The sequence below is a fragment of the Wolbachia endosymbiont of Litomosoides sigmodontis genome, from assembly GCF_013365435.1.
Classification (GTDB): domain Bacteria; phylum Pseudomonadota; class Alphaproteobacteria; order Rickettsiales; family Anaplasmataceae; genus Wolbachia.
Map to the genome: position 1 here is coordinate 847,428 of NZ_CP046577.1, position 12,054 is coordinate 859,481.

Below are 12,054 nucleotides of genomic sequence, written 5' to 3' on the forward strand. Positions count from 1 at the left end.
TATGTACTACTGAAACTATACTTTAAAACACCATGAAAGTTAACTGTGTTCTACCCATACTAATTTCTACTGTGCAAGGAACGGATAGACAATAACGGAAAGGAAGGCTTTGCGTAAGTAAAACAACAAGGTTTAAATGGTGTTTAAAACCAAGATTATTAGACAAAAAAAAGTCATGAAATCAGCAAAAAAAATGTTGAAAAAAAGTCTAAAATAATACATATGTTGCGAAAAATTAAATGCTGTAATTGCAGCAAAAAAGCACTGTATAACAACAGTAGCAAAATCAGAATTAATTTGAATAAGTTGTAAGTACGGATATAAAAAAAATCTTAATATTATCGTTGAAAATAAGAATCTAAGAAAAATTTAGCTTAAATGTTAGCAAGTCTACAGTACACCGTAATATGCAAAAAATAATTTTCGTGTATTATGCCAAAAGCAATTCATAATGAACAAGATAAAGGTAGATAATAGGAAAGAATTTTAAAAAACTTAATGAGATTATTGGTAAATATCCTGAATAAGAATTATTCATTTTTGATGGATCGTGATTTAGTACAACATTCAAAAGTTGGACATGAGTGATTTTAAAAGGGCGTTAGAATATAGATTAAAGTAAAATTAGGTAGATAAAAATTTTTATCTCTACAGTGCAATTAATCCTGGAAATATAGAGAGTTCTAGTGTATTTATACTAAATATCAACACTGATTCTATGAATATATTTCCTCAATAAGGGTTGTAATATTTAAGAATACGAGGCGCTTTTTTATCATAGATTATGATATTAGCATAAGTTAAAAGTTTAAAAGTACCGAAAAATACCAAGATTATATACTTAATACCATATTTACCGAAGCTTAATCTTATTGAGAGACTTTAGTTATATACAAAACTAACACTTTGCGTAATAAAGCCTATAATACAATCGCTTTGCTTGAGAGTACTTTGTGCAAATTTATTACCACTCTTTCTCATTCCGCAATTAAACAACTCTACCATGTCACTTATTTAACTCACCAACAATAAAAATTAGTATAAGTAGAATCATGATCTTAAAATGAAATACAGGAAACGAATAGAAATAAAGAGTTTATAAATTAAATAAATAATTAATATCACTCTTACAGATAATAGGACGCTGTTTCTCAAAAAACCAGCAATTGCAATTGTGAGCTCTTTAAGTATAATCTGTTGAAATTTACATGAGCTTTACAAATGAAAAAAAAAGAAGAGCAGTTTAGTTTTACGTCAGGAAACCTTAAGAAAGCAAAAAAAATTATAAAGGTATACCCAAAAGGTAAGGAAGGCAGTGCAGTTATGCCTTTATTATATCTCGTTCAAGAGCAATGTGGATGGGTACCTGAATCAGCTATGCGCTACGTTGCTGACATGCTGCATATTCCACATATTCGTGCATATGAAGTAGCAAATTTTTATACCATATATAATTTAAAACAGGTGGGTAAATATCTAATACAAGTTTGCAGGACAACTCCTTGCTGGTTATGCAGTAGTGAAGAAATTTTAAATACCCTTAAAAAGAAACTTAAAATTAACGTAGGTGAGACTACTAAGGATAATCTGTTTACTCTAAAAGAAGTTGAATGCCTTGGTGCGTGTATCAATGCTCCTGTTGTGCAGGTTAACAACGATTTTTATGAAAACCTTACTCCTAAAAAAGTAGAAAATATTATAGCAGAACTTTCCAATAAATAGATGAAAGAAGATTTCGCATTCAAGATAATTAAACAATCAGCTTATGCAAGAACTGGAATAATTAAAACTCCAAGCGGAAACATAGAAACACCAGCGTTTATATTTTGCGCAACAAAAGCTGCAATTAAAGCTGCAGATATCGAAAGGATCAGTGAAGCAGGTACTCAAATAATACTTTCTAACACCTATCATCTAATGCTTCAACCAGGAGAAAATACTGTTGCAAAACTCGGTGGTTTACACAAGATGATGGGATGGAATGGGCCAATGCTAACTGACTCAGGTGGATACCAGACATTTAGTTTAGGACATGGATCAGTTTTTGAGGAGGTGAAGGGAATAGGAAAAAAACAAAAAACTCTGATTAAAATTGATGAAGATGGGGCAATTTTTCGTTCTTACATTAATGGTAAAACCTATTATTTAACTCCTGAGAGGTCTATACAAATTCAACAGAAATTAGGTGCAGATTTAATCCTAGTTTTAGATGAATGCACCCCATTTCACGTTAGTAAAGAATATACACAAAGGTCAATGCTCATGAGCTGCAAGTGGGCTGAACGTTCTTTAAATGAATTTAGAAGAGATGATGCTGGCAAACAAGCACTGTATGGAATTAGCCAAGGTGGAGTGTATCAAGATTTGCGTAGAGAAAGTTGTAGCTTTATTAACAATTTACCATTTTTTGGTCAAGCAATAGGTGGATCACTTGGTCACAGTAAGGAACAGATGTATGATGTAGTTTCCTTTACTATGGAATACTTAAAAAAAGACAGGCCAACTCATTTGCTTGGTATTGGTGGGATTATAGATATTTTTCGTACAGTAGAACTTGGAATTGATACATTTGATTGCGTACATCCGACCCGCTTGGCAAGACATGGTAGCGCGCTTATTAAGATAAAAAATAGAAATTCAATTTCTTCAAGATGCAAAGAGTATATTAATTTGCGAAATCAACAATTTGAATTAGACAATAATCCAATTGAGAGCGACTGTTTATGTTTTACTTGCAGAAAACACTCGAGAGCTTATATACATCATTTATTGAAAGCTAAAGAACTGCTAGCCTATACTCTCGTTACCATCCACAATGTTTTCTTTATGAATAAACTGATGAAGTCAATAAGACAAGCAATATTAGATGATAAGCTAGACCAAGAAAAAAGTAATTGGGTTAGTGAAACACAGTTAATTAACTATGAAGTATAAAAACATAGCAGTTTTTTATGATTTGAGTATAATTCAAGCTTTATCTAAGTAGTAAAGATGAATTATTTAGTAGACTATATTTTAGCATCTCTTTCTTTACCATTTTTTATTACTAAAAATTATTTGTTAATTACTGCATTGATTCCGTTTTTAAACGCAGTAATTATTCTCTTTATTGGTAAATGGCCTAAGGTAAGTAATGGCATTACTGTTGCTTCTTCTATACTTTTATTTACATATACATGTTTATGCACTTTATATTGGGCATATGGCGATTATTCTCAGTTTATTCTCATGGATTTTGGTAAAGGTTTGCATATTAGTTTAAAGCTAGAATCTACTGGAGTAGTGTTTAGTTTATTAATATCATTTTTATGGATATTAACTAGCATATACGCAATATATTATATGCAGAACAATTACCCTGACAGTAACTATTCAAATTTTTTATGTTTTCTTTTGGTATCAATCAGCTGCACGATGTTTATCGCTTTTTCTGGCGACTTGCTTACTACGTTTGTCTTTTATGAGCTCTTGACTATCAGCACTTATCCTCTTGTTACTTATAACGCAACAAATGAATCAACAATAGCTGGACGTTATTATTTTGGTGTGTTGTTCTTTTCTTCCTTAGTATTATTTTTTCCAGTTCTCGGTCTCTTGTATAATAAATTTCATACTTTGGATTTTGTAAGCGGTGGAATATTTAAATTTGATACCTCACTCATTACCTTTACTGCAGTGTGTTTTGCTATGCTAATTTATGGCTTGAGCAAAGCTGCATTAATGCCAATGCATTTTTGGTTACCAAGAGCAATGGTTGCACCAACTCCTGTAAGTGCATTGCTACATGCTGTTGCTGTCGTAAAATCTGGGGTTTTCATCATTATAAAAGCCATATTATACACTTTCGGTATCGACAACCTGCAGCGCTTTACACAACAAAATTGGTTCGCTGGAGGATGGCTACCGTATGTTGCAGGATTTACCATCATTGCTGCTTCATTCATTGCATTAGAGCAGAAAGAATTAAAAAAATTGCTTGCTTACTCTACTATTTCTCAATTGTCATATATTATACTATTTGCTTCAATTTTTAGCGAGCTTGGCGCAAGAGTAGCAATTTTTCAGTTAGTTTGTCATGCATTTGCAAAAATCACTTTATTTTTTATTGCAGGTAGTATAATAACAAAAACAGGTGAAGAACATATAAATAGAATTCATGGCATAGGAAGAAGTATGCCAATTACCATGGTAGCATTTGCTATAGGTGCATTATCTATGATAGGAGTGCCACCTGCCCCAACCTTCTGGGGTAAGTTTCTCATTTTTCAAGTTGTTTTTAACTCTGGCAGTATAACGCTTTCTATATTTGTCACTCTAGTATTAATTATAAGTACTATACTTAATGCTATGTACTTTTTGCCAATAATTTACAACGCTTTTTTCTCACAATCTCCTAAGAATTTTTTTATTAAAAAAACACCAATCTTTCTAATTTTACCACCAATTATCACCGCGATGTGTATTTTTGTTATTTTCCTCCTTGTGACACCATTTATTTTACCACTTTGTGCTAAAACAGATGCACATTTGAGTCTATATTAGTCATTTACCCTTTATAAAAGGCATATTTTCATTAAATAAACAAACTGTACCTGACCCATTTCTCAAGGTAAATACTGAACCTATTCTTTCAATTATAAGATAATCATCTACTGTACGAAAATTTACTAAAGATTCATGCCCAGAAGAATCAACTATAAAAACCGCTGGAAAATTAGAATTTACCTTATTAAATTGCAAATATGTAAATCTCCCATCATCAAAAGCTTTAGTTGGTATTATTGACTGGCTGCCCTTAACATGTGAGATGGAATAATTAAAATTTATGCCCTTCTTTATAATCTCAATATCATTTATGTCGGGAATAGTAGTGGGATTAGCCTGTTCAAGGATATCACCATTATTGGTCGTGTAAATTTCACCATTGCTGAATAGTGGATAAAGAAATCTTACTTCGTAAGCTAATCTTGGATCATCCAACCCAGTTGCTTCCTCAGCATGAAGTTCGAAGTAATAGACTCTTTTATTAGTAATTACAGTTGCGTTAGTATCAGCAATATCATCTACAGGCTTGATAAACAACCTATTACCTTGAGGAACAAGCTGCCAACCAGTTGAATCACCCATTGAAAGATTTTGTATTATTTCACCTGCTTCAAACAATATACTGGATTGGTAACCATAAAAACCAGTGTATTTATGTATAGCCTGTGGATTATAGTTTATTACCTTTATGTGACTGTCTGCAGCTATTGAACGTGGCTCCTGTTTTGCAAATACATCACCACTACAAAAAAATAACAGTATAGCAAACAATAAACTAACCATAACATTAAAAATATATACTAATCCTCATTTTATCATTGAGAAACACAAACTGCAACTGTTAAGGCATCAGCTCTTACTTGCTACTTATACCAATTTTCACTCTATCAAAGAGAGGACAGACAATAATGAAAAAGAAGCCATGCTAAAGTAAGCAAAATAGCAAGGTTTAATGGCATTAAAATCAAAATTACTGGATAAAAAAGTCATGGAATTAGCAAAAGAAGCGTTGAAGAGAGTGCAAAACAACGCATATGTTACAAAAAAACTAACGCTGCAATTACAGTAAAAAAGCAGTATAATAGCCATAGTAAGGAATATGCTGCATTTCAAGAATAGAATTAGCTGTATGAATAAAGCACCTAAAATTTGAAAGAAAAGTAAAGTTGTTTATTCTCTCCTCATGGTTGTAGAAAACTAGATTAAATCAAAGTCAATTTGGACAAGCTGAAGTATAGATATAAGAAGATCCTAATATTACCATTAAAGAAATGAGAATAAGAATCTAGAAAAAATTTGGCTTTAATATCAGCAAGTCTATAGTCATATGCAAAAATGAAACTTCCCTATATCGGCTAAAATCAATTTACAATAAACAAGATTAAGATAAACAGGAAGAGTTGAAAAAACTAATGAGACTATTTTGGTAATCGCCATGAACAAAAGGCTATTTCCCTTTGATGAATTGCGATTTAGCACACATTTAAAAGTTGAATATGGATAGTTTTGAAAGGTGTTAGAACACAGGTTAAAGTAAAATTGGATAGATAAAATTTTTATCTCTACAGCGGCAATTAATCCTAGAAATGGAGAGAATTCTAGCTTATTTGCATTGAACATCAACACTGATTATATGAATATATTTCTTTAACGAAAGTTGCAATATTTAAGAATATGAAAAGCCTTTCTTGTCATAAATTGTGCTAATTAGCATAAGTCAAAAAATTTAAAGGTATTTAAAAATACCAAGATTATATACCTAACACATACTCACCTGAGTTCAATCTTATTGAGAGACTTTAATTGTATGTAAAAATAGAACATTTCACGTAGTAAAGTCTATAACATAGTTGCTTTGCTTGATAGCGTTTTGTACAAATTTATTACCCCTCTTCTCACTCTATAATTAAACAACCCTGCAATGTCACTTATTTGATTCATTAACAATGAGAATTAGTATTAGACTAATATTGCTTACCATTACAAGCACAGTCCTTATACCGATATCAATGATCACTAAGTTAAATATCGATTTTTTTTGCTTTACAAAGCCCGCATATAACGCCTCATCAAGTCAGTGCTGAGTTAAGATTTTATGACTAATAGCAGATGGAATATTAGCTACAACGGCTTTAACTCAATATTACTTGTAATATAAAGATATGAAAAAACTTGACTTAAATCAGTAATTATTTACTATTGAGAATAGCGTCCCTTGTTTGCTGAAGCTATAGTTATAACTAATTATATAGGGTTTGTTTGTATGATTGCTAATCGCAAAAGAAATGTTAAACAGAAAAGTGACAAAAATAATTTAGTAGGAAGTCTTGATATAATAAAGACAGCAGGGGAGATTTCACTTCAAAAAGGTCTGGATTTTGAAGTTATAATGAAGGCATTAGAAAGTGCTATAAAAGCAGTGGCACATCAAAAGTACGGTAACAAAAGTAAAGTCGTGGTTAATATAGATAGAAGCACAGGCGAAGTTATTTCATACAGAGAATTAAAGGTCATTGATGATGAATTAAATAGAGAAGAGAATACCGGATATGAGTCAATTACGCTTACACAAGCCAAATTAATAAAAAAAGATGCAAAAGTTGGAGACACTATTAATGAATTGCTCTCTCTTAATACTGATCTTGCCTCAGCAAGGATTGCTCAGCAAAGAATCACTCAAGTAATTAAATATGAAGAGTTAAAAAAGCAATATGAAGCCTTCAAGGATAAGGTAGGAGAAATAAGATATGGTATTGTCAAACAAGTAGAATATTCAGATCTAATTATAGACATGAATGGTACTAAGGCATACCTTCCATTGCGAAACTTAATCGGTGGTGAATCCTTTCACGAAGGTGATAAGATTAAAGCTTACATACAAATTGTTAAGCGTTCTGATGATGGACGCCAAATTATTCTCTCTCGGGCAAATGAAGGTTTTTTAGAGGCATTACTAAATCAGGAGATACCGGAGATTGCTGATGGATTAGTGATAGTTAAGGGTATAGCTAGAGATGCTGGTTCAAGGTCCAAAGTCGCTGTTTTCTCTCCCGATAAAAACATTGATCCAGTAGGCGCATGTGTTGGAATTAAGGGAGAGAGAATAAAAACCATCATACACGAATTAAATGGTGAAAAAATTGATATCATACATTATTCTTCAGACTTAGGCCAATTTGTTATTAAAGCAATCACTCCTGCAGAAGTATCGAAGGTTATTATTGATGAAAATAAGAATTGCGTAGAACTAATAGTCGCTGAAGACCAATTGAGTTTAGCGATAGGAAAAAAGGGCCAGAATGTAAGATTAGCTTCTGAGCTTGTTGGGTGGAAGATTGAGATACTAAGCACTCAGCAAGAGTCGGAAAGGCGCAGTAGAGAGCTTAGTCAGTGTTCAGCCCTATTCGCTGAAGCTTTAAACTTAGAGGAGATTATGGGCCAATTATTAGTCACAGAAGGCTTTGCAAATGTAGAGGATATATCGAATGCTTCCATTAAAGAGCTTGCTTCAATAGAAGGCTTTAACGAAGATATTGCAAATGAACTGCATAACAGGGCAAACAAATATCTAAAAGCAGAAAACGACAGAAAAATAGAAGAGTTAAAAAGCTTAGGTATGGAAGATGATGTAATTAATTTACCTTTATCGACAGATGATAAGATTGCTCTCAGAGAACATGGTATTAAAACTTTAGAAAATATAGCAGACTTGTCAAATTATGAACTTTATAGTATACTTTCTTCTTCAGCGAGTGATAAAGAAAATTTAAAAGACAAGGTGGACTCAATGATTATGAAAGCACGCAAGAAGCTTGGTGTAATATAACATGAATAATGAAGATATCAGTAGCAAAAAACTAACCCTTCAAGGCTTTAGTAAACTTAAATTAGACCTCAATTTGAGCTCTTCTACAAGTCCAGGTATGGGAGCTACAATAGTAAAAAAAAGAAGAGGAAAAGCTCGCAACACGGAAGAGCAAGATAAAAATAAATTATTAAGTTCTTTAACAGAAAAAGAGCAAATTTCTCGTATCAATGCCGTACAGAACGCTGCTTTACTGAAAGAAAGAAATCTAAAAGAAGAAAAAGAAGTTATAGTAAAAAAAGATAATAATGAGAAGATTAACGATGAAGATAGCACCACATACACTTCATTTAAAGAAACTGAAAAGGAAGTTCTAAATGATGTTAGCTTAGCTAAGCTAATGGAGAATAATACTGACAACAAAAATAATAATAAAAAGTCTTTAAGGACTAACAAAGATATATACTTCAAGTATTCTAAACAGATAATTGCACAGTCAATAGATGATAAAATTGAACAACCTTCTGTGTTTAAGCAAAGATTTGGTATAAGAAATAGAAAGTTAGAATTTACTAAGGGTAAAAATATCTCAAGGGAAGTTATTATACCAGATGAGATTACAATTAAGGAATTATCTATCCGCATGGCAGAAGATAGCAAAAGTGTACTAAAAATGTTAAAGGAGGAAGTAAGTGAGAATTATGGAGTGGATGATTTAGTAGATCCAGAAATAGCATGCGAAATAGTAGAAAAATTTAATCATACGGTTAAACGAGTAAGCGATGCTAATAAAGAAAAAGATTTATTCTTCATAGAAGAGAGAGAAAATTTGCCTAAAAAAACTAGACCACCAATTGTCACTTTTATGGGACACGTTGATCATGGTAAAACTTCTTTGCTCGATGCATTTCGTGAATCTAATGTTGCAGAAAAAGAGTCAGGTGGAATAACTCAGCACATAGGTGCTTATCAGATAATTACAAAAAATAAGCAAAAAATTACTTTCATTGACACGCCAGGACACGAAGCGTTCACTGCAATGCGTGCGTGTGGTGCTAATATCACTAATATAGTTGTAATAGTAGTTGCGGCTGGCGAAGGAGTCATGAAACAAACAATTGAAGCAATAAACCATGCAAAAGCGGCAAATGTTTCTATTATAGTTGCTATTAATAAAATTGATAAATCACAATCAGGTGATGTGGAAAGAATAATTAGTAGTTTACCTCAATATGATCTCATTCCTGAAGAGCTCGGTGGCGATATTATAGTTGTGCCAGTATCAGCAAAAAAGAAAATTAACTTGGATAAACTAGAAGAGGCGATTTTGTTGATCGCTGAATTAATGAAGCTAGAAGTAATAGAAGATTGCAGAGCACTGGGGTGGGTAATAGAATCTAAAATAGATAAAGCTAAGGGAATATCAGCTACATTGATAGTTGAGGAAGGAACGCTAAAAGTTGGTGATATGTTGGTGGTTGGTACAACATACGGTAAAGTACGCAGTATGGTTAATCACCTCGGTCAAAGAGAAAAGATAGCACTACCATCTTCTCCAATTGAGATAACTGGTCTAAATGCTGTACCAAATGCTGGAGATAAATTTGTTGTGGTAAATTCTGAAAAACAGGCACGTGAAATTGCTGGATATAGGTTAGAATTAATTAAGGAAAAGAAAGAAGATTTTAGCAACAATAATTTAGACATGCTCAGTTGCAACAACAGCAAAATAGAAGAACTATCTATAGTTTTAAAGTGTGATGTAACTGGTTCTATTGAAGCAATATCGAATTCAATCGATAAGCTAGGTAAAGATCAAGTAAAGTTGAATATCTTACACAAAGCAGTAGGAGGAATAACGGATTCAGACGTGCTGCTTGCAGAAGCATCAAGTGCAGTAATTTTAGTATTCAATGTTAAAGTAGATTCAAAAATAAGGGATTTAGCAAAAAGGAAAGGCGTAGAAATATATACTTATAATATAATATACGAGCTTATTGATGACATGAGAATGTATTTAACTAAAATGTTAAAGCCTGTGACACGAGAAGTGCGCATTGGTTCTGCATCTGTAAGGCAGATATTTAATGTATCTAAAGCAGGAAATATTATTGGATGTTATGTAAGTGATGGAGTTGTAAAAAAAGATTCTCTAATTAAGATAATGCGTAATAATAAGTTGATATATGAAGGAAAGTTGAAAGCTTTACGTAGATTTAAGGATGACATTAAAGAAATAGGCACAAACTTTGAATGTGGAGTATCTCTAGATGGTAATGCTGATATTAAAGTTGGAGATATTCTTGAAGCTTATCAATTAGTGCAAGAAGAAAGGGTATTGTCGTAGTTTAATATGAAAAAGAAAATCAGAAATCTAAAAATAGCATCTGTATTGCGTAGAGCAATATCCAAAGTTTTAATGGAAGATAGAGTATTCAATAAAAATATAGTGGTATCTGATGTAAAATTAAGTGAAGATTTGAAAAAAGCAGATGTATATATTGTGTTATCTTCGTTAAACAAAGAAGATTATAATATAAATACTATTATTAATGAAATTAACCAATCTTCATGGTTAATACGCAAATCCATACTGAATTATGTTAATTTACGATTTATACCAAAGCTAGTTTTTAAAGCTGATTTAGCGTTCGATAATTTTGTTAACATAAGCAAAGTACTAAGTTAATTATACTTAACAAATGCATTTCAATTGTTACTTTTCATTAATGAGGTTACACTGTTTAACAGGCTTGTGGCTTGTGTTATTCCCTAGTTTGAGTGGTATTATCCTAGCCTCAACCTCTCCTCTATCTTGGCAGACTTTTTTTTTCTTTATTTTATTTACTATAGGTGCATTCTTAATGAGACCTGCAGGTTGCATAATCAATGATATTTTCGATAAAGAAATAGATGCGCATGTTGAACGAACAAAATATAGACCACTCGCAAGTGGTAAATTAAATGTAAAGCAAGCTTTAATTTTACTTTCTCTGTTACTGTCTATTGCCTTAGCCGTTCTACTGTTTACTAATGAAACTACACTTATACTTGGAATAGTTTCAATGTGTATGGTAATTATTTACCCATTATTAAAGCGTTATGTGTGGTGGCCACAACTGTTTTTAGGATTTACTTTCAATATGGGATCACTCATGGGCTGGGCAGCAGTGAAGAACCAGATCAGTATAGAACCCATGTTCTTTTATGCAGGATGCATCTTTTGGACACTGAGTTATGATACCATATATGCTCATCAAGATAAAAAGGATGATGAAAAACTCGGAATGAAATCAGCTGCATTATATTTTGGTGATCAAACAAAATCTTGGCTAAAAAGGTTTTACTTAACATCTCTTATGATGTGGCTATATGCCGGTATTTTATCATCGTTGAACAACATTTTTTACATTGCTTTGCTCGCTGTAGGATTTATATTCTATTGCCAGTACAAACATTTCAATCCTGATAACTCCAGTCAATGCATGTCCATATTTAAAAATAATTCCTATATAGGATTACTGCTTTTTTTTGGTATCTTTTTAGATAGAGTTATGAACTCTGCCAATTAGATTACAAAATCTGCATACCAACAAAATTAGATCATTTAAACTCACTCAATAGAACTTAATCTTGGCCCTATAAACCATACAAATGATATTTACTAGACCTTAATCTTTTAAGCTTATATTTTAATAAATGGT

8 protein-coding genes and 1 pseudogene are annotated in these 12,054 nt (G+C 32.1%); 8 read left to right on the forward strand and 1 reads right to left on the reverse strand.

Annotated elements, in window-relative coordinates:
- The first annotated feature begins 1,221 nt into the window (after positions 1-1,221).
- The 3 genes from nuoE to GOY07_RS03435 are packed head-to-tail and all read left to right on the forward strand — an operon-like array spanning position 1,222 to position 4,542.
- Positions 1,222-1,722, forward strand: coding sequence for an NADH-quinone oxidoreductase subunit NuoE (gene nuoE, locus GOY07_RS03425; RefSeq protein ID WP_175838236.1), 501 nt, complete (start codon positions 1,222-1,224; stop codon positions 1,720-1,722).
- Positions 1,723-2,934: a tRNA guanosine(34) transglycosylase Tgt gene (tgt, locus tag GOY07_RS03430; RefSeq protein WP_175838254.1), complete on the forward strand. Its 1,212-nt coding sequence runs from the start codon at positions 1,723-1,725 to the stop codon at positions 2,932-2,934.
- Positions 2,935-2,991: 57 nt separating this feature from the next.
- Positions 2,992-4,542 (forward strand): proton-conducting transporter transmembrane domain-containing protein, encoded by a 1,551-nt coding sequence (locus tag GOY07_RS03435; protein ID WP_175838255.1) that lies wholly within the window; start codon positions 2,992-2,994, stop codon positions 4,540-4,542.
- On the opposite strand, the gene virB9 is transcribed toward GOY07_RS03435, so the two are convergent.
- On the reverse strand, positions 4,543-5,328 hold the full coding sequence (gene virB9, locus GOY07_RS03440) for a P-type conjugative transfer protein VirB9 (protein ID WP_175838257.1): 786 nt from the start codon (positions 5,326-5,328) through the stop codon (positions 4,543-4,545).
- 169 nt (positions 5,329-5,497) lie between these two features.
- Between virB9 and GOY07_RS03445 the strand changes: the two are divergent.
- The 5 genes and pseudogenes from GOY07_RS03445 (at position 5,498) to ubiA (ending at position 11,922) form a co-directional block, all read left to right on the forward strand.
- A pseudogene (locus GOY07_RS03445) lies at positions 5,498-6,489 on the forward strand (transposase).
- A gap of 319 nt (positions 6,490-6,808) precedes the next feature.
- A complete protein-coding gene (gene nusA, locus GOY07_RS03450; RefSeq protein ID WP_175838258.1) occupies positions 6,809-8,371 on the forward strand; it encodes a transcription termination factor NusA in 1,563 nt (520 codons plus the stop codon).
- A 1-nt stretch (position 8,372) separates the two neighbouring features.
- Positions 8,373-10,697, forward strand: a complete 2,325-nt coding sequence (gene infB, locus GOY07_RS03455) for a translation initiation factor IF-2 (RefSeq protein WP_175838260.1) — start codon at positions 8,373-8,375, stop codon at positions 10,695-10,697.
- 6 nt (positions 10,698-10,703) lie between these two features.
- The gene (locus tag GOY07_RS03460) at positions 10,704-11,039 is read left to right on the forward strand and encodes a ribosome-binding factor A (RefSeq protein WP_175838262.1); all 336 of its coding nucleotides are present in this window, start codon (positions 10,704-10,706) and stop codon (positions 11,037-11,039) included.
- A 13-nt stretch (positions 11,040-11,052) separates the two neighbouring features.
- Positions 11,053-11,922 (forward strand): 4-hydroxybenzoate octaprenyltransferase, encoded by an 870-nt coding sequence (gene ubiA / locus GOY07_RS03465; protein ID WP_175838264.1) that lies wholly within the window; start codon positions 11,053-11,055, stop codon positions 11,920-11,922.
- The last annotated feature ends 132 nt before the right edge of the window (positions 11,923-12,054 follow it).